Below are 24771 nucleotides of genomic sequence, written 5' to 3'. Positions count from 1 at the left end.
AAAGATTTGCTTCGGAAAGTTGATGGGCAAGGACTTCGTAATAACGTCCTGTATGCTCCATTACAATTCGAGATTCGCCTTCAACAGAGTTGATGAGCTCAACAAGTGAATGGATGTCACTGGCTGTGTGTTTTATTTCAAAAGGTGGAGAGACAGTCTCGCCAAATGGGCGCATGATTGCAACCATACTTTTACCTTTAGAAACATCGATACCTACTGCGTTCATAAATTTGTCACTCCTTAAGAATTATTGCAATGGATAAGTACCAGTTTTACTCATTGCCTATTCAATCTACTGTGGTGTGACACGAATGCGCCTATGGCGATTCAACCTGCATAAAACGAACGCTGCGAATGAGGAGCTGGTTATCAGTCTATAATACGGACGCAAAGTCCAAGAAAGGGAGACGATATACCTATTGCTCCATCATTATACAGCTTAAGCAACAAGATGGATAATTCCTTACTGGCTGTAAGGGATATTAACCATAAATATATTGTAGTAGAAAGGAGAACGAAAATGAAAAAGCGGTGGCATAAAGTCCTTGCTTTGACACTGGCAGCAGCCCTTTGTCTGGGTGCCGTCGGATGCGGAAAAGATGAAGGTACGACCGAAGAACAGCAGGTAACCACGGAAACAGAAGGTACCGAAGGACAGGAAAATACAGAAAATCAGGAAAATCAGGAAGATGCATCTGCCGATCAGGCAGCAAGCGGAGAAGATCAGGCGGAAGGTGCAAAAGAACCGGAAACAGAGGGAGAAACATCTGAAACAGAAGGTACTGCTGCGGCAAGTCCTATGGCGTTGCAGGAAGTTTGGCTTCAGGCAGATGGTGCGCCTACTATTACAGCGGAGTCTGCATTGCTCATCGATCAGGAAAGCGGCACCATTCTTTATGAAAAAAATGCCAAAGAAAAAATCTATCCTGCCAGCGTAACAAAAATTATTACTGCATTGGTTGTGATGGATTATTTGCAGCCTGATGAAATCATCACCGTTGGTACAGAAATCAATGAAGTGACATTGGATTCCAGTAAAGCTGGTCATGTGCTGAATGAAAAGCTGACGGTAGAAAATGCCTTGAGAGGTCTGCTGATTCCCTCCGGCAATGACTCTGCCAACGTACTGGCAGCAGCAACAGCCAGAAAAGCGGAAAACGATGAAGATATGTCCTTTGCAAAATGCGAAGCAGTATTTACCGATCTGATGAACAAAAAAGCGGAAGAATTGGGTGCAGTCAACAGCCATTTTACAAATGCCCATGGCTACCATGACGAAAACCATTATTCCTGCGCTTATGATATGGCACTGTTTGCTATGGCGTTTATGCAGAATGAAACACTGGCGGAAATCATTTCCGAAAAGAGTTTCTCCGGCAATGGGGCAGACGGACAGTTTGCCGATGATCCTGAAGTGATTACACAGGATTATAACTGGGTGAGCCACAACTATCTCATTACCGATAATGAATATCAGTATGCTTATGCAACCGGCATCAAAACCGGTTTTACAGATGAAGCAGGAGAATGCCTGACAGCATCTGCGGAAAAAGGCGATATGAAACTGATTTCTGTCATGTTCAAAGGCAGCGATCCTGCTCGTTGGACAGAAAGCGCAAGCCTGCTGGATTATGGCTTCAACAATTATACTCGTGTAGAACTGACAGCAGCAGGTGCAGCCATCGAAGAAGTGCCTCTGACCAAACATAATAAACTGCAGGGCGACACCGTACCTCTGGTTTATCAGAATGCGCTGGTAACCTATCTGCCTACAGATGCAGTGAACAGCGTGGAAACAGCTGTTACCATTCTGGACGATTACAAAGTGGAAGAAAAAGACGGCACTGTGAAAGTGAAAGCGCCTTTGACAAAAGGTGAAGAAATTGCTACCGTAACATACACCATCGATGGCAAAGAAGTGGCGCAGATGCCTGCTTACGCTGGTGCAGATATTGAAAAGGGTACCATCTTCAACAATATCTGGTATGGACTGAAAACTTTCTTCTCTCACCTGTTCTCTTTGAAGGGTCTGATCACCGTTGTTGTGATTGTGGTCATTCTGGTTATCATTTATCTGATTCTGAAACGGATGCGCTATGGTGGACATCGCAGAAGAGGTGCTTACACACTGAAGAGTCCTTCCCGCCGCAGAGGCAGAAGACGCTGGTAAGCATTGAAAATCAAAGAAAAACACCGATAGAAATGCAGGTTATCCTTAAGAAATATTCTTTTTGTTTCTTAAGGGAATCTGTGAAGGCAGAACATGCCTGATGAAATATTTTCAAAAAAAGAAAGCTGAAATCTTTTGCATAGAAAGGTTTCAGCTTTTTTGTATTTTTTATAGAAAAGTATGTTTATTTCCCTGTTTCCAGTTTGTAGAAGGCTTCCAAAGCGGTGAGGATTTCATGGCGTTCGCCTTCCATAGCCAGATTTTCGCCATCTACATAAGAACCGATGCTTTCAGAGGTATCCTGTTCATAAGCAACGACGTTGTTCAGAATGGAAGCAGTTTTTACGCCACGCAGATGACCAATGGTAAACAGTGCAGCTGTTTCCATGTCACAGCCCAATACACCCTGTTTAGACCAGTAAGCATCGATGGCTTCTTCATCGTCTGTGTAGAAACTGTCGTGACTGCGGGCAATGCCTACATGGTATTGGAAATCCTGTTCTTTTGCCGCTTCCATGCAGTACAGCATCAGCTGTGCATCAGGAACAGCGGGGAACATGGCGTCAATATATGTTTTGGATGCGCCATCATCACGAACCGCACCATTGACGATGATGATGTCGCCTACTTTTACCTGAGGCTGTAAGCTGCCGCAGCTGCCAATACGGATCATGGCTTCTACACCAATGTTATGCAGTTCTTCTACAGCAATGCCGGCAGATGCGCCGCCAATGCCTGTGGAAATGGCAAGGATGGGAACGCCTTTGTATGTACCGGAAAGACTGCGGTATTCCCGGTTGAATTTCAGTTCGGTTACGTTTTCCAGAAAAGGTGCGATGCGGTCCAGACGCGCAGGGTCGCCGGGCATCAGAGCGTATTTAATTTGTAGATCTTTACCCAGTTGGATATGGGGCTGTAAAGATTCCATTGTGATTCCTCCTTTGTTTTTTCTTCTAATTTACATGATTTTTCGCAAAAATGCAATGGATGCCATAAGGTGTTTGAAGTCTGACAGGGATTATGTTACAATGAGGTGTAACAAAATATTGGAAAGGGAGAAAAGAGATGATTTATTTCCTGTTTTTGATTTTATCGGGGCTGCTGCAGGGCATGATGATTTCCCTCAATGGACAGTTGGGGAATTATTACAGTATGTTCGGCATCAGTTTTTTTGTCCACGGAATCGCGGCAGTTCTTTTGATTTTGTATTTGAAATGCAAAGAAAAGAAAAAAATCCGTTTTCGTGGCGTGCCTGCGTATGTGTATCTGGTGGGCTTCATGGGCATCGGTATGGTTACCAGCAGCAGTTGGTGCACCCTTGCCATCGGTGCCACAGCGATGACAGGACTTTCCGTCATTGGGCAGATGATTTCTTCTGCGGTGGTGGATCATCATGGTTGGTTTGGCATTGAAAAACAGAAGTTCAACTGGAAAGAGCTGCCTGCCTATCTGCTGGTATTGGCAGGTGTTTGGCTGGTAACAACAGGCTGAGGAGGAAAACAGAAATGATATTTTATATAACTGCCGTAGCCAATGGTTTTTTGAATACGGTCAATAAAATGGTAAACGTAAAAGCGGGGGAATGTTTGGGGACTGCCAATGGCGCCCTCATCAATTATGTGGAAGCGACTATCATTTCTTTGTGCCTGATTTTTGTAACAGGCAATGGGGCAGAAATGAATTTTTCTCATATCACAGAAGTGCCGCCACTGTTTTATCTGGGCAGTGTTTGTGGTTTGATTGCCATGATCTTCCTGATTTTGGGCACTAGCCATACAGGCGCTATGGCTTCTACCATTCTGGCACTTTTGGGACAGCTTGGCATGTCTGTGGCACTGGATTATGTGTTTTTCCAGACATTCAGCTGGAAACGAATTTTAGGCATCTTTTTGATTACTGCCGGCATCGCTTGGCGGGAATACATTAAAATACAGGACAGAAGAAAACAGATAAAGGGGGATGCAGCTTGAAGATTTGCAATTTTGGTTCCATGAATTTGGATCATGTATATCAGGTAGATACGTTTTTGCAGCCGGGAGAAACGAAATCTTCTCGTTCCTTGTTCACAAACTGCGGCGGCAAAGGCTTGAATCAGTCCATTGCGGCGGCAAAAGCAGGCAATCAGGTGGTACATGCTGGTGTTATTGGTTTTGGTGGCGAAATGCTGGAAGAAGTGATGGCGAAAAATGGCGTAGATGTGAGCCTTCTTTCCCATGTGAATGCACCCAGCGGTCATGCCATCATTCAGGTGGATGATGCAGGTCAGAACTGTATCCTGCTTTTTGGCGGCACCAACCAGATGCTGACAGAATCTTATATTACAGAAGTGTTGGACAAAATGGACGCGGATACTTTGGTTCTGCTCCAGAACGAAACCAATCTGGTGGGCTTTATCATGGAAGAATCACACAAAAGAGGTATGAAAACTGCGCTGAATGCAGCACCTATGGATGAAAAAGTACTGTCTTATCCTTTGGAACTGCTGGATTGGCTCATTGTCAATGAAGTAGAAGGCAAACAGATTGCCAACTGCCAGACAGATGATGAAATCCTGCCGGTACTGCGAAAAAAATACCCTGACTGCGGCATTTTGCTCACATTGGGCAGCAGAGGTGCCATCTGTGATTATGCAGGGGAAACTTATCAGATTGGCTGTTTCCAGGTGCCTGTGGTAGATACCACTGCAGCAGGGGATACCTTTACAGGATATTTCCTTAATGGCATGGGCAATGGTCTGGGCGTTGCGGATAGTCTGTTGCTGGCAACCACAGCAAGCGCCATGGCCATCGGCAAAAAAGGCGCTGCGGATTCTGTACCTCTTTATAAAGAAGTGGCAGAGAATATGAAAAATCAGGTGTTTGGTACATTGAAAGCACAGAAAAAATAAAATCGGATTGAAGGAGGAAGCGAAATGAAAAAGGTATTGTTTGTAAACTGCTGTATCCGCAGAGAAGGCTCCAGAACACAGAAACTGGCAGATCATTTTCTGGAAGGTCTGCGGAAAAAAGAAGGCTATGAAATCGAAGAACTTTGCCTGATGGATGAGTCTTTGTCTTACTTTACAGATGGTTTTTTTGAACAGCGGGAACGTCTGCTGGCAGATAAGCAGTTCGACCATCCACGGTTCCGTTATGCCCATCAGTTTGCGGAAGCGGACAAGATTGTCATTGCTGCACCTTTTTGGGATTTGAGTTTTCCTGCTTTATTGAAAGTATATATTGAAAACCTTTGTGTGGAAGGTATTACATTTGGCTGCAACGAAACAGGCTGCTTCGGTACCTGCAAAGCAGATCAGCTTATTTATCTGACCACCAGAGGCGGATTCTATAACGACAATCCTATGGAAATGGGTTCCCGTTACATCTGGGCAATGTGTGATTTCTTCGGCATCCCTCGTTATGACTGTGTGGCAGGGGATGGACTGGATACAGGCGTGCGTCCTGTGGAAGAAATCCTGGAAGATGCAAAGGCAGAAATCGACCGTTTGCTTGCTGAGTTTTAAGAGAAAAGAGGAAAAATACCATGGAAAAAACAATGAAAGCAGTTGTATACAAAGGAAAAGGACAGGTTGTGTTGGAAGATAGACCCATTCCTGTCATTCAAGACCCCAGAGATGCTATCGTCAGAGTGACACGCTCCACAATCTGTTCCAGTGACTTACATATCAAACATGGCACTGTACCTCGTGCAAAGGAAAATACCGTTCTGGGTCATGAATTTGTAGGGGAAATTGTGGAAGTCGGCAGCGCTGTGAAGAAATTCAAAGCAGGCGACCGTGTTTCCGTAAATGTGGAAACTTTCTGCGGCGAATGTTTCTTCTGCAAAAGAGGTTATGTGAATAACTGTGTGGAAGGCGGCTGGGAACTGGGCTGCCGTATTGACGGCTGTCAGGCGGAATATGTTCGTGTACCCATTGCTGATAACGGCATGACACCTATCCCCGATGACGTTTCTGATGAAGCAGCACTGTTCAACGGCGATATTCTGGCAACAGGCTATTGGGCTGCAAGCATCGGTGAAATCAAACCTGCGGATACGGTTGTGGTATTGGGGGCAGGTCCTACAGGTCTTTGCACCCTTATGAGCATCCGTCTTTACAGCCCCGCGAAAGTCATCGTTGTAGACGTGAGCGAAGAAAGAATGGCACTGGCAAAAGAACAGGGCTTGGCTGACATTTGTCTGAATCCCACAAAAGTGGATGTGGAGGCGGAAGTCCTTCGCCTGACAGACGGCAGAGGTGCTGACCGCGTCTTTGAAGTAGCTGGCGGCGAAAATACATTCCAGCTGGCATGGAAAGTGGCAAGACCCAACGCCATTGTGGTTCTGGTTGCGCTCTACGCAAAAGAACAGGCATTGCCTCTGCATTTGATGTACGGCAAAAACCTGACATTCAAAACAGGCGGCGTGGATGCCAACTGCTGTGAAGACATCATGAAAATGATTCAGTGCGGCAAAATCGACACATCCTGCCTGATTACCCATCGTGCACCTTTGAATGATGTGATGGAAGGCTATCGGGTATTTGAAAATAAACTGGATGGCTGCATCAAATGGGTCATCACACCTTATGAAAGAGATTGAAAATAAAAACGGTATGTCTTTCGGGGCATTTCCAAAAAAGAAAAGCCTGAGAAATGGGCTTTTCTTTTTTAGAAGAAATTTGTAACAGAAAGGAGAAATGACAATTGAAGTTGTTTCATTTAAGTGACCTGCATTTGGGAAAACGGGTATATGCTTTTTCCATGCTGTTGGATCAGCGGTATGTGTTGGAGCAGGTCTGCGCTTTGGCAGAAAGACATCAACCGGATGGTATTTTGCTTAGTGGTGATTTATACGATAAACCCATTCCACCCGTGGAAGCAGTACAACTTTTAGACGAATTTTTGACGAGAATGCAGCAGATGGGCATTGCGGTTTATGCCATTTCTGGTAACCATGATTCCGCTGGACGTGTAGACTTTGGCAGCCGCATTTTGCAGCAGCAGAATCTGCACATTTGCGGTGCCTTTGACGGCAAGCTGTATCATGTGTCCAAGGAGGATGCCTTTGGAGAAATCCATTTTTACTTGCTCCCTTTTTTGAAACCTGCCACAGTTTCCGCTTTTCGGGAGGGGGGCGAAAGCCTGACTTATGCAGAAGCGGTCAAATGGGCTTTGGAAACAACGGATTTAGATACCACAAAGCGTAATGTACTTTTGGCACATCAGTTTGTCACGTGGAAAGGAACCGCAGAAGAAAGCGATTCGGAAACAAAGACACTAGGCGGTGTGGATGAAATGGACGTAAGCTTGTTCTTTGATTTTGACTATGTGGCTTTGGGGCATCTCCATAGTCCTCAGCGCATCGGGCGGGATACCATCCGCTATGGCGGCTCACCCTTGAAATATTCCTTTTCGGAACTGCGCCAGAAAAAAGGCGTGACTCTTGTGGAAATACAGGAAAAAGGAAATGTTACCACAGAATTCCTTCCTTTGGAACCACTGCATCCTTTGCGTGAGATCAAAGGAACATTGGCTGACCTATTGGAAGCGGCAGAAGAAGCTGGCGGTTCTGAAGATTATGTGCGGGCAATTTTGACAGACGAAGGGGCAGTCTATGACCCTGTGGGACGACTGCGTGTATATTATCCCAACCTGATGACATTGGAAATGGCACAGCGGGGGGAAAGTCAGCAGGATTTGTCTTTAGAAATGGATCAGGAACAGCTGTCCGGACCTGCGCTTTTCGCCGGTTTCTTTGAAAAACAGAATGATCGGGAAATGGATGTGGCACAAAAAGCCCTTGTGGAAAAAATCTGGCAGGATTTGGGAGGTGTTGAAGAATGAAACCATTGGAAATTACCGTTTCCGCCTTTGGACCTTATGCAGGAAGTGTGCAGATTCCCCTGTCGAAATTGGGAGAACAGGGTATCTTCCTCATTACCGGGGACACAGGTGCCGGAAAAACAACATTGTTTGATGCCATTTGTTTTGCACTTTTTGGAGAGGTCAGCGGCTCCAACCGTGAAGTAGACAGCCTGCGCAGCGACTTTGCTTCTCCATCTACAAAAACTTTTGTGGATTTGACATTTTCCCATCATGGGGAAACATATCGTATTTTGCGGAATCCCGCCTATTTGCGCCCTAAGAAATCCGGGGAAGGCACTACAAAAGAAACGGCAGATGCGACGCTCTGGTATCCTGACGGCAGTGTTATATCTGGTGCAGAAAAAGTAAAAAAAGCGGTTGAAACACTGCTGGGCATTGACGCAAAACAATTTAAACAGATCGCTATGATTGCGCAGGGGGAATTTTTGAAACTCCTTTATGCGGATAGTGTGGAACGTGGCGCCATTTTCCGTCGGGTATTCCATACAGATTTTTATCTGGCATTCCAGAAAAAGCTGAAAGAATTGGAAAAAGAAAATCGTACAGCATTTGAAGATAGTGGTAAGCGGCTTTTGACATATCTTTCTCAGTGCGGCATTGAAGAAACAGACGAAAATACGTTGCTGCAAAGAGCAGAGCAATTTTTAACGGAAGCGGAAGGTGCTTATAAGGAAGCGGAAAAATGCTGGCTTCAGCAGGAAAAGGAAATTGCCGCAAAAGAAGAAGAACGTCTGAAAATTGCGGCACAGAAAGCTGATGGGGAAAACACCAATCGTCTTTTGGATGCCTTGGCAGAAGCAAAAAAACAATATCAATCTCTTTTAGAAGAAGAAACAGCGCAGCTTTTGAAAAAAGAAGAACTCCAGAAACAGCGTCGCGCTGTTGACTATGTACAGCCCAAAGCATTGGACTGGAAGCAGAAAAAAGATGCAGCAGATCGTCTGGAATTGCAGTTAAAAGGGCTGTTAGATAAGGAACAAAAAGAAAAGGAAGTCCTTCAAAACAGTATAGAACAGGAAAAAGCATTGGAACCTTTGCGCGGACAGTTGGAATTTGATCGGGCAGAAGCGGCAAAAAAAGAAGACCGTTTGAAGGATTTTGAGGCGAAAGAACAGGCGGAGAAAGAAATCCGTCGTCAGGAGGCAGAAATCCAAGAAACAGCAGCACAAAAAGAAAAGCTGGAAACAGAAAAGACCACTCTGGAAGATCATCTGGAAGTTTTACGTCAGCAGGAAAGTCTGCTTCCTGTTGTACAGCAACGTTTGTCAGCGTTGGAACAGGCGAAAAATCGTTTGCAGGAACAGAAGGATTTGTTGCAGGAAACGAATGGTGCCTTACAGGATGGTCTGGAAATAAGAAGGACACTTGATGAGATTCAGAAAAACTATCAAACAGCGAAAGAAAAATGGGAACAGGCAAAAGCGGTGGCAGATCAGGCAGAAAGAGATTATCTGGATGCCCAGGCTGGCATTCTGGCGGAAAATCTAGCGGAAGGCATGCCTTGTCCTGTCTGCGGTTCTGTGCATCATCCGGCAAAAGCGGTGCGTTCCACCCAAGCACCTACCCAGGCAGAGTGGAATCGACTGCGAGAAATGGAAAAAACAGAACGTGAGAAGACAGAAACCCTTTCCAGAAAAAGTGGTGAACGGAATATTTCTCTGGAACATTTACGGGAAAAAGTGAGAAATGGTTTGAAAAAATTAGGCTTGGAGAATATTTCTCAAATGCAGGAATTGGAAGTTTCCTTGCAAACAGAAGAAAATAAGTTGGATACAGAGTTGAGAGAAACGAAAAAACAGGAGAAAGAACTGTTGAAAGTTCCTGATGAACTGGAAAAAGCAAAAGCCAAACAGCAGAGCTTGCAGAAATCTTTAGATACAACAGATACATTACTGCGTCAGCAGGAAAGTGCACTGAGCCAGAAGAAAGGGGAATTCAATCAATTAGTACAGCGCATTGGCAATGGTACTTTGGCAGAAGCCCAGGCAGAATGGAAAAAACTTTGTGATGCTATTAGAAAAAAAGAAAAAGCGTTGCAGGATGTGGCAGACAAAAAACAGCAGGCAGAAACAGCATTGGCAGGCACGCAAGCCCTTTTGCAGCAGACAGGAGATAATTTCAAAGAAAGCTGCGAAGCGAAGGAACAGGCAAAAGATGCTTTCCTGAAAACACTGGAAGAACAGCAATTCAAAGATAAAGCGGATTTTGCAAATTCCCTTGTTTCCAGAGAAATTCTGGAGCAGACCGAGGAGAAAAACCGGGCGTATTTTGTGGCGTTGCAGACAAGTAAACAAAACCTGGAGAATAAACAAACGGAAGCAGCAGGCAAAATCTATCAGGATTTGACAGAACTGGAAGAAGAAATGAAACGCCTGGGCGTGGAAAAGGAAGAAATTCAGGAAAAAGTACAGGAGCAGAAAGCCCTGTGGCAAACTCGAAAAAAGGCGGCAGAAAGAGCATGGAAAGAATTGCAGGCTTGGAAAAAAGCAGAAAAGGATTATCTTCCTATTGTAGAACTGTCTAAGACAGCCAATGGGGAATTGGCACAGAAAGATAAGATTGCCTTTGAACAGTTTGTGCAGGGATTCTATTTTGACCGGATTCTGGCAGCAGCCAACCTGCGTTTTGCGGAAATGACCAATGGACGCTACCATTTGCGCCGTGCGGAAGTGGCAGCCAATAAACGCTCTCAGTCTGGTCTGGAACTGGAAGTTATGGACTATTTCACAGGCAAGGTCAGAGGGGTCAAATCCCTTTCCGGCGGTGAAGCTTTCAAGGCTTCTTTGAGTCTGGCATTGGGTCTGTCTGACTTGATCCAGCAGACAGCTGGCGGTGTGGAAATCAAAGCCATGTTCATTGACGAAGGCTTTGGCGCATTGGATGAAGAATCCAGAGAACAGGCCGTACGGATTTTGCAGCAGCTTTCTTATGGTGATCGTATGGTGGGTATCATTTCCCATGTAACAGAACTGAAGGAAAGCATTGAAAAGAAGTTAATCGTGAAAAAGAGCAGCAGAGGCAGCACCGTTGCTTTGGAAGTATAAAAAAGAGGCTGGAATCATAGAAGATTCTAGCCTTTTTATGCTTTAGTAATTGGGATTGGATTTCATTGCCTGCAATGTGCGGTTCAGCAGATCATCCAGTTCCCAGCCAAGCTGTTCTGCACCACGGCGGATGATGTCACGGTCACAGCCAGCAGCAAAGGATTTGTCTTTGAATTTCTTTTTTAGGGATTTCAGTTCCATATCCTGTACGCTCTTGGAAGGACGCATCAATGCAGCCGCGCCAATGAGCCCTGTCAGTTCGTCTGTAGCAAAGAGCACTTTTTCCATTTCGTGAACGGGTTCTACATCGGAGCAGATACCATAGCCGTGGCTGGCAACAGCGTGGATGAGTTTTTCATCCAGATCCAGGTCTTTCATGATTTCCTGGCATTTGATGCAGTGCTGTTCGGGATAAAGTTCAAAGTCCAGATCGTGGAGCAGACCTACCATACCCCAGAATTCTACATCATCGCCATAGCCCAGTTCCTGTGCAAAATAGCGCATAACACATTCTACGGTTTCGCCGTGCTGAATGTGGAAAGGTTCTTTGTTATATTCCTTTAATAATGCAAATGCTTCATCTCTTGTCAGTTCTTTTGCCATAATCTTTCCCTCTTTCCTTGGTGATGTTTCTATTTTTATACATTATAACGGTTTACGGTATAAAAAGCAATGGTTTTTCCAAAGGCGTGCGCTATTGCTTTTTCTGTCAAAAAAAGATACAATAGGAAAACAGAACAGAGTACAGAAAGCGAGGATCATTATGGACGTTACAAGTTTTGGCATTGACCATAATCGTTTGTTGAGAGGAATTTATGTTTCCAGAAAAGATACCGTGGGTGATGGTGTACTGACCACATTCGACGTAAGAATGAAGGAACCCAACCGCGAAATGGTTATGGATACTTCTGTGATGCATACCATTGAACACCTGATGGCAACCTTTTTCCGCGGACATGACCAGTGGGCAGATAAGACCATTTATGTTGGTCCCATGGGATGCCGTACAGGGATGTATGTGATTTTCAAAGGCGATTTGGAATCCAAGGATGTTGCGCCGATCATGGCAGACGCATACCGCTATATGGCTGAATTTACAGGTGAAATTCCTGCGGCAAAAGCAGAAATGTGCGGTAACTATCTGGATCATAATCTGGAAATTACAAAAATCGAATGCAGAAAGTTCCTGGAAGAAGTGCTGGAACAGATCAAAGAAGAAAACATGGTTTATCCCAGACAGCAGGGATAATCAAGGAAAAAAGCCGTCAAACCGAGAGGTTTGGCGGCTTTTTGTTGGTAAATCCAATAAAAACCCCCGGCTATGCCGGGGGAATCAGTGAGCTTCAGCTTCAAGCAAAAACCTCCTATGCTATCATCATCTTGAGTCCGCCAAGACACAAGAAAGCATAGGAGGTTTTTATATGAATAGTTTAGCACATACAAGTTGGGAATGTAAATATCATATTGTATTCGCACCAAAGTACAGAAGACAAGTAATATATGGAAAGATGAAAGCGGAAATAGGAAAAATACTTAGAGAATTATGCGAAAGAAAAGGAATAGAAATCATAGCAGCAGAATGTTGTCCAGATCACATACACATGTTGATTCGCATACCGCCCAAATACAGCGTATCAGAAATAGTTGGATATTTGAAAGGGAAAAGTTCTTTAATTATTTTTGACAGGCACGCAAATTTAAAATACAAATATGGAAATAGAACATTTTGGTGCAGAGGATATTATGTTGATACAGTAGGAAAGAATACAAAAAAGATCCGGGAATATATCAACAATCAATTAAAAGAAGATTGGATGGCAGATCAAATAAGTTTAAGTGAGTACATTGACCCGTTCACGGGTGAAAAAGTAAAAGGGAACAAATAAAAATAGCCGCCAAGGGCGGCAGTTGAGAAAGTAGAGCACTTGGCGGACTTTCAATGCGCTTGCAAGCGCAGCTGGTAAGAGCCCCTTCTAGGGGCAGAGCAAACCACCGGCTAAGCCGGTGGTCCTGATTATGATATCAATGAGGGGGAGGTTTTATTGTGTGGATGTGTGTTATCTTCTGCAGCAGTTATTGCTGTTGCCGCAGGAATTGGAGTTACGGTTGCTGCCGCAGGAATTGGAGCCGCAGGAGTTAGAGCCGCAGCTGTTACCGCAGGAATTGCCACAGCCACTGCGGGAGTTGGAACCACAGCCGGAATCACAGCTGTCATTGCAGCTGCATTCTTCCCGACAGCTTGCGGAGCCGTATGTGTCACCGAAACCGCAGCAGGAGCGGGGCTGTGTGGAAGGAGAGAACAGATCCAGAGGGAAAGGTACCCGGTCGAAGTTGCGGCAAGGATCTACATCTCCGTTTGTGGAAATGCTGCAAGGTTCGGGCACGCAGTTGCCAAAGCTGTGTACCAGCATATTTACGGTACGGAACAGTTTGATGATGGTGAACAGACCCAATGTGACATTAACGGCAATGGGTGCGCCCATGGATGCGTCACCATTGTCACAGCCGCAGTTGTTGCAGCCACAGTTGTTGGAACCGCAGTTGCCGCATCCACAATTATTGCATCCGCAGTTATTGCAGCAGTTGCAGCTGCATCCACAGCCGGGGTATTTCAATTCTGCTGCCAGACCAACGGCTTTCCCTTCGGCTGTAACGAAAGGTCCGCCGTGGGAATTGCCGCAGCAGTCAAACAAATCGGATACAGTAGTTACGTCGGATTCTGTGGAACCAAACAGTGTCACTTTCAGTGTGTAGGAGCTGGTAGCATCTGTGCAGCCGATAGGGCAGCCGTCTGCTCTGCGGAATTCCAGTGTGTAGTCAAACACATACCGCAGTTCCAGATCCCAGCAGCCTTCCCGGAAAGTGTTGGGGCATTTGCGCAGAATGTCGATTCTGCTCAGTTCCGGATTGTGCATGGTAACAGTTGCTGCATTGACGGGGGGAATGATGATGTCGCCGTCGCACATCATGTCGTTGCAGCCATTCATGCCGCCGCAAACACTTCTTGCAGGACCCAAAATGTCAGGACTCAGACATTTCTGAACTCTGCACTGGTCGAAGATTTTCTGTGCGATGATGCAGGCTTCGTTCTGGTTGCTGTTGCTGTTGCAGCCACAGCATCTTGCAGTGATTTCTGCATTGTTTTCAAATTCAAAAGCTCCCATAAGACAGCCTCCTTTGGATATTGTGATTGGATTCTTTTATATACTATGTGGCTGTGTGAAATGGGTGCATTTAACAGGCATAAAAAATATGCTGTAGAAAAACATTTGTTTTTCTGTGGTGGATTTGGTGAGTTTTTTTGTAAAAAAGGTGTTATAATAACTGTAACTCATAGAAAAAGGAGCTTTACATCTGAAAATGACAAAAAACAGCAAATTCCAAGGAGGAGATGACGATGTTAGATTTTAGCGAGATTCGAAAAATTGATGGCGCAGTGGCAGATGCCATTGTTGCGGAACTGGAAAGACAACAGCATAATATTGAACTCATTGCTTCTGAAAACATTGTTTCCAAAGCAGTCATGTATACAATGGGAACCCCTTTGACCAATAAATACGCAGAGGGTTATCCTGCAAAACGCTACTATGGCGGATGTGAAAAAGTGGATATTGTGGAAAATCTGGCGAAAGAGCGTGCAAAAGAGCTTTTTGGCTGCGATCATGTAAACGTACAGCCTCACAGCGGTTCTCAGGCAAACCAGGCAGTATATTTTGCTATGCTGGAACCTGGTGATACAGTTATGGGGATGAATCTGGATCATGGCGGTCATCTGACGCACGGTAGTCCCGTCAATATGTCCGGGAAATACTTCCACTTTGTACCTTATGGCGTGAACCATGAAGGATATATTGATTATGAAGCTTTCCGCAAAACAGCTCTGGAAGTGAAGCCCAAAATGATTGTGGCAGGTGCCAGTGCTTATGCCAGAACCATCGACTTCAAATATATGAGTGATGTGGCAAAAGAAGTTGGGGCATATTTTATGGTAGATATTGCCCACATTGCAGGACTGGTTGCGGCAGGATACCATCCTTCTCCCGTGCCTTATGCGGATTTTGTGACAACCACTACCCATAAGACACTGCGTGGACCCAGAGGTGGTATGATCATGTGCAAAGCGGAGTATGCTCAGAAGATCGACAAGGCTATTTTCCCTGGCATTCAGGGCGGTCCTTTGATGCATATCATTGCATCTAAAGCTGTTTGCTTCCAGGAAGCATTGCAGCCTGCTTACAAAGAATATATCGGACAGGTTGTGAAAAACGCAAAAGCTATGGCGGCTGCGCTGCAGAAACATGGTGTGGATTTGGTTTCTGGCGGAACGGACAACCATCTGATGCTGCTGGATCTGCGTTCTTTGAATATCACAGGTAAGGATGCGGAAAAAGTGCTGGATGCAGTGGCAATCACAGTCAATAAAAATACCATTCCCGATGACCCTCAGTCTCCTTTTGTCACAAGCGGTATCCGTGTTGGCACACCTGCTGTAACTTCCCGCGGTATGAAAGAAGCGGAAATGGAAGAAATTGCAGAAATCATGGCAATGGTACTGAAGGATTACGAAGGTACCAAAGAAGAAGCGGCAAAGAGAGTGCGTGCGCTGACTGACCGTTTCCCCATTTATGAAGATTAAGCAGTGATGATATTTTGAACATAAAAAAGGTGAAACTTCTTTTATAAGAGGTTTCACCTTTCTTTTGTTTATTCGTTTGTCTGCTCTTTTGTTCTGGATTCATGTTCGGAACGATATCTGGACATCAGACCGTGGAACAGATCCATTGCTGTAGGTGGTGTGAAGCTGATAGCATTTGCGCCTGCTTCAATGGTGCGTTTGATACTCTCTCTGGTGGGACCGCCAGTAGCAATAATCGGAATTTCAGGGTATTTTTCACGAATTTTTGCAACGACTTCTGGTGTCTTTCCAGCAGCGGAAATATTCAGGATGCCTGCGCCTGCCGCGATTCTGGCATCGATATCTGTATTTTCGTCCAGAACTGTGATGACAACAGGGATATCAACGATTTTGCTGATTTCATGAATGACTTCATTGGTGGTTGGTGCGTTTACAACAACTGCCATTGCACCAAGGGCTTCGGCGTCTTTTGCCAGCATCACAACACGAGGGCCTGTGGTGGTACCGCCGCCTACGCCTGCAAATACAGGAATGCTGGAGGCGGTGATGATTGAATTGGTAATGACCTGCTGAGGCGTAAAGGGATATACTGCCAACACAGCGTCAGCGTTACAGTTACGGATGATGGCAATATCCGTAGAAAAGACAAGGGATTTGATACGTCTGCCCCAAATAACAATGCCGCTGGCTGCCCAGATTTCTTCCGGCATGGTAACGATATGCTTCCGCAGTCTGGTATCAATGCGAGGTGGTTTTTTTTCTGCCAATTCACTCACTCCTTTATATCTGATTTAGTTTCAAAAAGTGTTTACATAAGAATTACAGTAACAGAATATAACGATTTTTTTTGTTTGTCAAGCATGGGCAAAAGGGAGAAATATTCTTCTTAGAAGCAGCAGAGGACTGGGAAGAGGGGCGGAAAAAACTTGACATAGAGGGGGTTTCGGGATAAACTTTGAAGTGTAAATATGTAAACTTTGACATTTTGGAGGGAGATTATTTTTGGAAACCATAATTGGTCTAGGCGTTTCCGTTGTATTGAATATCGTGCTGATTGCGAAGATCATGCTTTTGCAGAAAAAGCATGCGCAGCACGCGGTAACAGAAGAAGGCATTCGCCAGATGGTAGATGCAGGCGGCAGCAACGGCTCCATTGACGAATCAGAAAAAGAGATGATCAACAATATTTTTGAGCTGAGCAATACGTCTGTGGAAGAAATTGCCACACACCGTACAGATATCGTTGCGGTGCCTCTGGAAGCTACACTGGCAGAAATCAAGGAAGTGCTGATGGAGGAAAAGTATTCCCGTATTGTGGTCTATGAAGACAATATCGACAATATTGTAGGCGTATTCCATGTGAAGGATCTGGTCAAGTATATTCTGACCGATTCTACCAGAATGGAGGAAGGCAATTTCCATCTGGAGGACATCATGATGCAGCCTTATTTTGTGCCCTTTTCCAAGAAAACGGACGAGCTCATTGAGGAAATGCAGCGGGAAAAAGTGCACATGGCAATCGTTATTGATGAATACGGCGGCACGTCCGGTATCGTTACCATGGAAGACGTCATGGAAGAAATTGTTGGGAATATCTTTGACGAATACGATCTGGAAGAAGAGGAAGACATCTGTCCCATTGATGAAAATAGCTATTCCATCAGCGGGAAAGCAGATCTGCAGGATGTTGCAGAACAGCTTGGCATCGTCTTTGAAGATGACGAGGATTATGACACATTAGGCGGTTATCTGATCGGTCGTCTGGGCAGAATTCCGGAAGATGATGAAATGCCGGAAATTGCTGTGGGCGGCTGGCTGTTCCAAATCAAACAGTTTGAAGAAAAACGCATTGAAAAAGTTTATGCTTTGCGGCAGCCGGAAGTCTTAGAAGAGGCAGAGGATGCCACAGAGGATGAAGCATAAGAACATCAAGGAGGAAAAGGATTATGTTAAATGAAAAAGTAGCACAGCTTATTAATGAACAGGTTAACAAAGAATTCTATTCTGCATATCTGTATCTGGATTTTGCGAACTATTATGAATCTAAAGGTCTGGCAGGTTTTGCAAACTGGTATAAAATCCAGGCACAGGAAGAACGTGACCACGCTCTGCTGTTCTATCAGTACCTGCATAACAACAACGCAACTGTTACACTGGAAGCGATCGGCAAACCTGATGTGCCTATGAACAGCCTGATGGACCCTCTGAAAGCTGGTCTGGAACATGAAGTTTATGTAACAAGCCTGATTCACAACATCTATGCGGCTGCACAGGAAGTAAATGACTTCCGTACCATGCAGTTCCTGGATTGGTTTGTAAAAGAGCAGGGCGAAGAAGAAACAAACGCAAACGACCTGATCACAAAAATGGAACTGTTCGGTACAGATCCCAAAGCACTGTATCTGCTGGATTCCGAAATGGCAGCAAGAGTTTACGCTGCACCTACACTGACACTGTAATTCTCAGCGAAAAAGAGAAAGCCTCTTAGGGGCTGCTTCATAAAGAAATCAAAATGGCTGAAATCCTTTGTATTGTAAGGGTTCCAGCCATTTTTTATAGGATTATTCTTTTGGAAGGCGAGAAATTGAGAAAAAGAGATGCTTTTTCAGGGGAATCTGCTTTAGGGGCATCCTCATAAAAACGAAGAAAGCTGAAATCCTTGTTATATAGAGGCTTTCGGCTTTCTTATTTTTAGCAAAATTTATTCTTCCAAAGACAGCTGTCACAATTCTCTTAAGAAATCAAGGAAAAGCGATGTTTTCTGAAGTGGAAGTTGTTTTATGGATGTTGTCTTTTTTTCTGTGCATATTTCCCCGTTCTCTCTTGTTCCCCTTTTTGATTTGCGGTATACTGAGGTCAATAGGGAAAAAGGGGGAAGGAATATGAATGTATTGGCTATTGTGCTGCCGGTATTCTGTATGCTGGGGCTTGGTATGGCTGCCAATCGTTTTGGCTGGATTAGCCGTGCCGGTATGGATGGCATTAAATTGGTAGCAACCAATATCATGCTGCCCGTTGTTCTGGTAGACGCATTGGGGATGGCAGAGTATAACAAGGTAACACTGCTGCTGTTGGCTGTGATGCTGGTACAGCTTTTCATTGCTACAGGTGCTGGCTATCTGCTGCGGCCTTTGGTCGGCGGCAGTCAGGGCAGATATCTGCCTTTTCTGACAGCGACTTTTGAGGGCGGTATGATGGCATATCCATTGTATATAGCGTTGTGCGGCTCAGAAATGCTCTCCAATATTGCTGCTTTGGATATGGCAAACTGCATTTTTACATTTACTGTTTATCTGGCATTGATTACTGCCACAGGCAAAGGGAGAAGTGGCGGCGGACAGCTGCTTTCCACAGTACTGCGTGCACCTGCCATGTACGGGGTTGTACTTGGTATTTTGCTGGGCGTTACAGGCATATTGCCGAAGATTGCAGGAAGTCGGGTGGGGGATGTATATTCTTCTTTGATTTCCATGATTACAACACCCGTTTCCGCATTGATTCTGCTGTGTGTTGGTTATGATTTGAAACTGGATCAACGGGTGCTTTCTTCTGCGGGGAAATCTGCTGCCATTCGTCTGGTGCTGCAAGGGGTGCTTTTGATGGGCGTGTGGTTTGTACTGCGGAATTTTGTGGCAGAACAGGAAATGAAGATTGCGGTATTCCTGTATGCTTTTATGCCGCCTTGTTTTATGAGCCCTCTGTATGCTGTCAGAGAAAAAGACAAGGTGTATACATCAACGACCATTTCACTTTATACCATATTATCCATCATTGCTTTTACCATTTTGTCCGTGATTTTTGGATGATTTTGAAAGTCGCTTTTTCCTGGAAAGAGCGGCTTTTTCTTTTGGTTGGTATAAAGAATATTTTTCAAAATTGTATGGGTAAAAAAACTTCGGGAAAATTCGCTATTGTATCTTTTGGGAATTCTATTTATAATGTACCATAGCGAATACGCATAGCAAATGCAATGAGCAACAGAAAGGCGGAACAAACATGAAAAAAAACTTGCTGGTAGCCCAATCAGGCGGTCCTTCAGCTGCGATCAATGCCACTCTTTGCGGTGTGGTGGAAATGGGATTGGAGCATCCGGAGATTGAGAAAATATATGGTGTGAAAAACGGGATTATGGGGATGTTGTCTGAACGGTTTGTAGACCTGACAGAATTGCTGGCGGATGAAAGCGCCCGTCAGCTTCTTTGCCAGACACCATCTTCCGCATTGGGTTCCTGCCATATGAAATTATCTCCATGGGAAGAAAATGCCTTTGAGTATGAAAAGGCAATCAGCGTTTTCAGAAAATATAATATCGGTTATTTTATGTACATCGGCGGCAGTGACTCCATGGATACGGTGCATAAATTATCCGAATACTGCCGGAACCATCATATCAATGACATCAAAATCATTGGTGTACCAAAAGCCATTGAAAACGATCTGCCGGAAACAGACCATTCTCCTGGTTTTGGTTCCGCTGCAAAATATATCGGTACCACATTGACAGAAATTGCCTGCGACTGCAATGTATATGCATTGCCTTCCATTACAGTGGTAGAAATCATGGGGCAGGATACAGGCTGGCTCACAGCATCCGCTGCTTTGGCAAGACTGAACGGAGATGCGGCACCAGACTTGATTTATCTGAGTGAACGTCCTTTCTCCGTGGAACAATTCCTCTTTGACGTGCGTGAAAAGATGATGGAAAAACGCTCTGTCATTGTGGCAGTCAGCGAAGGTCTGCGCAATGAAGAAGGAGCTTATTTGACTGACAGCCTCCAGAATCGTGTGGAAGATGAATTCGGCCATCGGATTCTGGCAGGGGTTTCCCGTTTCTTAGAGGAAATCCTGCGTCAGGAAATCGGCTGCAAAGTCCGCAGTGTGGAACTGAATCTTATGCAGCGCTGCGCATCCCATGTGGCAAGTGCAACAGATATTCAGGAAGCACGCACTATGGGACGGGAAGCGGTGCGTTATGCACTGGAAGGCGGCAGCGGTGAAATGGCATGCCTGCGCAGAGTTTCTGATGCGCCTTATGCATCGGAAGTGTTCTTCATTCCTGTGGATCAGGTGCTCAATCGTGTGAAAAAGGTACCCGATGAATGGATCAATGAAGAAGGCAATGACATCACACAGGAAATGATGGATTACCTCATTCCTTTGATTCAGGGAGAAATTCCCTGTGCTTATGAAAATGGTGTGCCCGTGCATTTCCATCTTTCCTGATTCATAGCAAAAAAATGTATAAATCAGCCAAAAGTTGTCCATACTTTTCATCGAGGTGGTAGGTATGAAAAGAGGGATTGCGCTTTTGGCTGTTCTTGTTTTTCTCTCCTGCACAGCGGCAGGATATTTATATATCCAAAGAATACAGGAGCCTGAAGTACAGGAAGAACATATAGAACAGACAGAACCCGTTGCAAAAGAAGAAGCAGTCATTGGGGAAAATGCGGAAATCGTGTATCAGTATTACTATACGGAAGATCAGAGAACTGCAGAACAGGTGGAACCTGTGCAGAATTATCTGTTGGGTTTGAATCTGGCACAGGTGCGCAGTATTTATGATGGATGGCAGGTGGTTTTCTTTTCGCCGGATAAAGTGATTTTACGCAGCACAGTGGAAGGGCGCAGTGACGAAAGTTTTCTGTTGGGTGAACAGGATGGTATGCTGGCTGTCTTTCGAGAGGATGCCGATGGAAAAATAACATTATATGAATGTACAGATGTGCCTTTATCTGTATTGCCGGAGATAGAACGTCAGCAGATCCAAGAAGGTGTACGGATATTGGGGGAAGATAATCTTGCCAGAGTTTTAGCGGATTATATGAGCTAATTTCCATAAATAAAGAGAAGGAAAAAAGCATAAAATAAGCGGGAAATGCTGGATTTTGTGCAATTACAGTGGATTTCCTGCATAATGGTGTTTTGACAAGAATGATAAAATTTTAGTGTGAAATGGAAATCATTTATTCAAAATCACGGATGGATGTTTGACAACAGACGGATTTTTGAAAAAATGATAAAAAGTATCCTTTGTTTTTCATTGTCTGTAAGAAAAATTTTTTGAAAAAATTTTAAAAATGGGCTAGACATTTAATGTCCCACATGCTATAATAACAACTGTGAAAACTCCCCAATATTTTCACATTGCGGTAAGACGCAATCCCAATAAGAAATACCTTCTCTTTGTGAAAATGAGCAGCCATCGGCAGGTTGCTCATTTTCATTTTGTCCGAAAAAAGAGTCAGTGTTTGACATGAATTTTCTGGCATATTATAATTGGTGCAGGGACGGTGAAAATATGGATTATTATTTGGACTTGGTGCAAAGCGTAAAAAAGAAATACAGACTTTGCAAGGAAGCGTTTTTGCCACAGGCTGTGTTCAGTGACGAATCGGAAAACTTCCGGAAACCGGCAGAACCGTCAGCCGAAGATTTTGTGGAAATTTCCATACTGACCGGACGCAATAATGCGTCTGCAGTATGCTTATGTGTAGATGACAAAAGATTATTGATGGAACGAGTGGAAAACGGTCGTGTGTTCGACCGTTACCGTGTTGTTCTGCCGCCGACAGAAGAAGCGGCAAACTACTTTTTCCAGATCATATATAATGAAACATCTTATTATTATACAAGAAACGGCATATCTCAGGAATTTCCCATGGACGGCTATTTTCGGTTGCTGCGGAATTTCCAGACACCTGCTTGGGCACGAGGCGCAGTCATGTACCAGATTTTTGTAGACCGTTTTTGCAACGGAGATCCTTCCAATGATGTGAAAACGGGGGAATACAACTATCTGGAAAATCAGGTGCAGGGCGTGAAAGACTGGTATGCGCAGCCGGAAGACGGCGATTTTTGCCATTTTTACGGCGGCGATTTGCAGGGGATTTTGCAGAAAATGGACTATCTGCAAAATTTGGGTGTGGAAGTATTGTATCTGAATCCCATTTTTGTTTCCCCCAGCAGTCATAAATACGACATTCAGGATTATGACCACGTTGACCCGCACTTTGGTGTGATTGTAGAGGATTATGACAAAGTGGTGGAGCCCGGTGAGAAAAATAGTCAGGCAAAAGCCTATATTACTAGAACCACCAGTGAACGGAATCTGATGGAAAGTGACGCGCTTTTTATTCGTCTGGTGGAAGAAGCCCACAAAAGAGGCATGCGTGTCATTCTGGATGGTGTATTCAACCATTGTGGAGCCTTCCATAAATGGCTGGATCGGGAAGAAATTTACAAATATCAGAAAAAAGGCGCTTATTACTGCAAACAGAGCCCTTATCATGATTATTTTTATTGGAAAGAAGATGGCTCTTATGAAGGCTGGTGGGATTATCCCAACCATCCCAAGCTGAATATGGAGAACTGTTCTGCCTTGTATTGGGAAATTATGCGTATTGGGCAGAAATGGGTTTCTCCCCCTTATAACGCTGACGGCTGGCGTTTGGACGTTGCGGCAGATGTGGGCAAATCCGAAGAATTTAACCATAAATTCTGGCATGATTTCCGCAGCGCTGTGAAAAAAGCCAATCCCGAAGCCCTGATTCTGGCGGAACATTACGGGGATGCGGAAGCATGGCTCAGAGGTGACCAATGGGATGGCGTTATGAACTATGATGCTTTCATGGAACCAGTTTCATGGTATTTCACAGGTATTTCCAAACATAGTACAGAATCCCGTCAGGATTTGAAAAACAATAACGCCGTTTTCTGGGATACCATTCGGTATCAAATGGGCAGAATGCCTGCCCAGGCGGCAGGGGTTGCCATGAATGAACTTTCTAACCACGATCATTCCCGTTTTCTGACTAGAACAAATGGAAGAACGGGACGGCTTCACACAGATGGCGCACAGGCAGCCAATCGTGGTGTCAATAAAGCGGTGTTCCGGGAAGCGGTGTTGCTGCAAATGACATGGCCTGGTGCACCTACGGTATATTATGGGGATGAAGCTGGTGTAACTGGCTGGACAGACCCGGATAACCGCAGACCTTTCCCTTGGAATCGGGAAGATGATGAACTGGTACAGTATCATAAAATACTCATTGGTTTGCGGAAAGAACATATTTCTTTGCGGAAAGGTTCCTTAAAGCCTTTGGATACAGAAAATGGTATTCTGGCATACGGACGTTTCTGCGAAGAAGAACGCTGTCTGATTGTCTGCAACAATCGGGAGGAAGCTGTACAGGTTTCTTTGCCTGTATGGCAGATTGGTGTGCAGTCCTACGGCAAAATGGAAGTTTTGCTCAAGACAAAAGAAATGGATTATTTTACAGAAAAAGAACTGCTGACAGTGGAAAATGGCACGATACAGCTGGAAATGCCGCCACACAGCGGTATATTGATGAAAGAAGTGTAAGGCATGGATTTGCGGATATTATTTGAAAATGGAGATATGGTGGCTGTGGAAAAACCACAGGGCATGCCTGCTCAGCCAGACAGAACAGGGGATGCAGACTTGCTTTCCCTGCTGTCAGCCCAGATGAAACAAGAATTGGGATTGGTGCATCGTCTGGATCGCCCGGTTGGGGGGATTATGGTTTTTGCCAAGACAAAACAGGCAGAAGCGGCTCTCTCCAAAATGATGCAGGCTGGCGGCTGGCGGAAATCTTATCTGGCTGTCCTTTGGGGTACTTTGGAAGAAAAAAGCGGTACATGGACAGATTATCTTTTCAAAAATGCCAGAACCAATCTGTCAGAAGTGGTGTCCGCTTCCAGAAAAGGCGCCAAGAAAGCTATTTTGCATTATCAGGTACTTGCAGAAACCATGTGGAATGAACAGCCCCTTTCTTTGGTGGAAATCACACTGGAAACAGGGCGGCACCATCAGATTCGTGTCCAAACTCCCCATCACGGCGCACCCATTTGGGGTGACAGAAAATATAATACATTACAGCCCATGAGAGGCGTTGGCAATATGGCTTTGTGGTCATGGAAGCTGGAAGGAAAATGGGAAAAACAGAAAGAAGGTTTTTCCATTCGTTCTTTGCCAAGTGATATGCCATTTTCGCTTTTTTCGGAAAAATTGGGAGAATTGTAAAAAAGTTGTTT

At 44.7% G+C, this 24771-nt stretch carries 24 protein-coding genes; 19 read left to right on the top strand and 5 right to left on the bottom strand.

What is annotated here, in order from left to right:
• The coding region (locus INF29_RS04625; protein ID WP_193484921.1) for an IS110 family transposase at positions 1-226 on the bottom strand (226 nt) is incomplete at its 3' end.
• A gap of 294 nt (positions 227-520) precedes the next feature.
• On the opposite strand from INF29_RS04625, the gene INF29_RS04620 reads away from it, so the two are divergent.
• The gene (locus INF29_RS04620; protein ID WP_193484919.1) at positions 521-2170 is read left to right on the top strand and encodes a D-alanyl-D-alanine carboxypeptidase family protein; all 1650 of its coding nucleotides are present in this window, start codon (positions 521-523) and stop codon (positions 2168-2170) included.
• A gap of 184 nt (positions 2171-2354) precedes the next feature.
• On the opposite strand, the gene INF29_RS04615 is transcribed toward INF29_RS04620, so the two are convergent.
• The gene (locus INF29_RS04615) at positions 2355-3098 is read right to left on the bottom strand and encodes a nucleoside phosphorylase (RefSeq protein WP_072848553.1); all 744 of its coding nucleotides are present in this window, start codon (positions 3096-3098) and stop codon (positions 2355-2357) included.
• Between the two features lie 137 nt (positions 3099-3235).
• On the opposite strand from INF29_RS04615, the gene INF29_RS04610 reads away from it, so the two are divergent.
• The 7 genes from INF29_RS04610 (at position 3236) to INF29_RS04580 (ending at position 11081) form a co-directional block, all read left to right on the top strand.
• The gene (locus tag INF29_RS04610) at positions 3236-3661 is read left to right on the top strand and encodes a DMT family transporter (protein ID WP_022254973.1); all 426 of its coding nucleotides are present in this window, start codon (positions 3236-3238) and stop codon (positions 3659-3661) included.
• Positions 3662-3675: 14 nt separating this feature from the next.
• Complete coding sequence (locus tag INF29_RS04605; protein WP_072848551.1) at positions 3676-4140, top strand: DMT family transporter; 465 nt, start codon at positions 3676-3678, stop codon at positions 4138-4140.
• Positions 4137-5057 (top strand): ribokinase, encoded by a 921-nt coding sequence (locus INF29_RS04600; protein ID WP_193484916.1) that lies wholly within the window; start codon positions 4137-4139, stop codon positions 5055-5057. The genes INF29_RS04605 and INF29_RS04600 overlap by 4 nt, the downstream gene beginning before the upstream one ends.
• Positions 5058-5081: 24 nt before the next feature.
• Positions 5082-5672 carry an FMN-dependent NADH-azoreductase gene (locus INF29_RS04595; protein ID WP_072848547.1) on the top strand — a complete coding sequence of 197 codons (591 nt, stop codon included), beginning with the start codon at positions 5082-5084 and terminating at the stop codon, positions 5670-5672.
• 32 nt (positions 5673-5704) lie between these two features.
• Positions 5705-6751, top strand: coding sequence for an alcohol dehydrogenase (locus tag INF29_RS04590; protein WP_193484927.1), 1047 nt, complete (start codon positions 5705-5707; stop codon positions 6749-6751).
• Between the two features lie 104 nt (positions 6752-6855).
• Complete coding sequence (locus tag INF29_RS04585) at positions 6856-7995, top strand: exonuclease SbcCD subunit D (protein WP_193484914.1); 1140 nt, start codon at positions 6856-6858, stop codon at positions 7993-7995.
• Entirely contained in the window at positions 7992-11081 is a 3090-nt protein-coding gene (locus tag INF29_RS04580; protein WP_193484912.1) for an SbcC/MukB-like Walker B domain-containing protein, read from the top strand. The genes INF29_RS04585 and INF29_RS04580 overlap by 4 nt, the downstream gene beginning before the upstream one ends.
• Before the next feature lie 42 nt (positions 11082-11123).
• Here the strand turns inward: INF29_RS04580 and INF29_RS04575 are convergent, their stop codons facing one another.
• Positions 11124-11684, bottom strand: a complete 561-nt coding sequence (locus tag INF29_RS04575) for an hDIG domain protein (protein WP_022254980.1) — start codon at positions 11682-11684, stop codon at positions 11124-11126.
• A 160-nt stretch (positions 11685-11844) separates the two neighbouring features.
• Between INF29_RS04575 and INF29_RS04570 the strand changes: the two genes are divergently transcribed.
• On the top strand, positions 11845-12330 hold the full coding sequence (locus INF29_RS04570) for an S-ribosylhomocysteine lyase (RefSeq protein ID WP_072848744.1): 486 nt from the start codon (positions 11845-11847) through the stop codon (positions 12328-12330).
• Between the two features lie 172 nt (positions 12331-12502).
• Positions 12503-12967 carry an IS200/IS605 family transposase gene (gene tnpA / locus INF29_RS04565; RefSeq protein WP_087989272.1) on the top strand — a complete coding sequence of 155 codons (465 nt, stop codon included), beginning with the start codon at positions 12503-12505 and terminating at the stop codon, positions 12965-12967.
• Positions 12968-13138: 171 nt separating this feature from the next.
• Here the strand turns inward: tnpA and INF29_RS04560 are convergent, their stop codons facing one another.
• Positions 13139-14245, bottom strand: coding sequence for a hypothetical protein (locus INF29_RS04560; protein WP_193484910.1), 1107 nt, complete (start codon positions 14243-14245; stop codon positions 13139-13141).
• A gap of 60 nt (positions 14246-14305) precedes the next feature.
• Between INF29_RS04560 and INF29_RS04555 the strand changes: the two genes are divergently transcribed.
• Together INF29_RS04555 and INF29_RS04550 are read left to right on the top strand one after the other, a co-directional pair.
• Positions 14306-14476, top strand: coding sequence for a hypothetical protein (locus tag INF29_RS04555; protein WP_193484908.1), 171 nt, complete (start codon positions 14306-14308; stop codon positions 14474-14476).
• Between the two features lie 2 nt (positions 14477-14478).
• Entirely contained in the window at positions 14479-15717 is a 1239-nt protein-coding gene (locus tag INF29_RS04550; protein ID WP_191343814.1) for a serine hydroxymethyltransferase, read from the top strand.
• 68 nt (positions 15718-15785) lie between these two features.
• On the opposite strand, the gene INF29_RS04545 is transcribed toward INF29_RS04550, so the two are convergent.
• Complete coding sequence (locus tag INF29_RS04545) at positions 15786-16484, bottom strand: hydrolase (protein ID WP_330608276.1); 699 nt, start codon at positions 16482-16484, stop codon at positions 15786-15788.
• 235 nt (positions 16485-16719) lie between these two features.
• On the opposite strand from INF29_RS04545, the gene INF29_RS04540 reads away from it, so the two are divergent.
• The 7 genes from INF29_RS04540 (at position 16720) to INF29_RS04510 (ending at position 24760) form a co-directional block, all read left to right on the top strand.
• The gene (locus INF29_RS04540) at positions 16720-17640 is read left to right on the top strand and encodes a hemolysin family protein (RefSeq protein WP_087988996.1); all 921 of its coding nucleotides are present in this window, start codon (positions 16720-16722) and stop codon (positions 17638-17640) included.
• Positions 17641-17663: 23 nt separating this feature from the next.
• Positions 17664-18176 carry a ferritin gene (locus INF29_RS04535; protein WP_193484906.1) on the top strand — a complete coding sequence of 171 codons (513 nt, stop codon included), beginning with the start codon at positions 17664-17666 and terminating at the stop codon, positions 18174-18176.
• A 423-nt stretch (positions 18177-18599) separates the two neighbouring features.
• Complete coding sequence (locus INF29_RS04530) at positions 18600-19523, top strand: AEC family transporter (protein ID WP_191343816.1); 924 nt, start codon at positions 18600-18602, stop codon at positions 19521-19523.
• Between the two features lie 190 nt (positions 19524-19713).
• Positions 19714-20940 carry a 6-phosphofructokinase gene (locus tag INF29_RS04525; RefSeq protein WP_193484904.1) on the top strand — a complete coding sequence of 409 codons (1227 nt, stop codon included), beginning with the start codon at positions 19714-19716 and terminating at the stop codon, positions 20938-20940.
• Between the two features lie 64 nt (positions 20941-21004).
• Positions 21005-21547, top strand: a complete 543-nt coding sequence (locus INF29_RS04520; protein WP_072852054.1) for a hypothetical protein — start codon at positions 21005-21007, stop codon at positions 21545-21547.
• 468 nt (positions 21548-22015) lie between these two features.
• Positions 22016-24079: a glycoside hydrolase family 13 protein gene (locus INF29_RS04515; protein WP_193484902.1), complete on the top strand. Its 2064-nt coding sequence runs from the start codon at positions 22016-22018 to the stop codon at positions 24077-24079.
• Between the two features lie 3 nt (positions 24080-24082).
• Positions 24083-24760 (top strand): RluA family pseudouridine synthase, encoded by a 678-nt coding sequence (locus INF29_RS04510; RefSeq protein ID WP_193484900.1) that lies wholly within the window; start codon positions 24083-24085, stop codon positions 24758-24760.
• Positions 24761-24771 lie beyond the last annotated feature (11 nt).

The sequence above is a fragment of the Anaerotignum lactatifermentans genome (genome assembly GCF_014982935.1).
Classification (GTDB): Bacteria; Bacillota; Clostridia; order Lachnospirales; family Anaerotignaceae; genus Anaerotignum; species Anaerotignum lactatifermentans.
The sequence above is the reverse complement of the archived record's forward strand: the minus strand, read 5'-3'. Positions and strand labels throughout refer to the sequence as shown.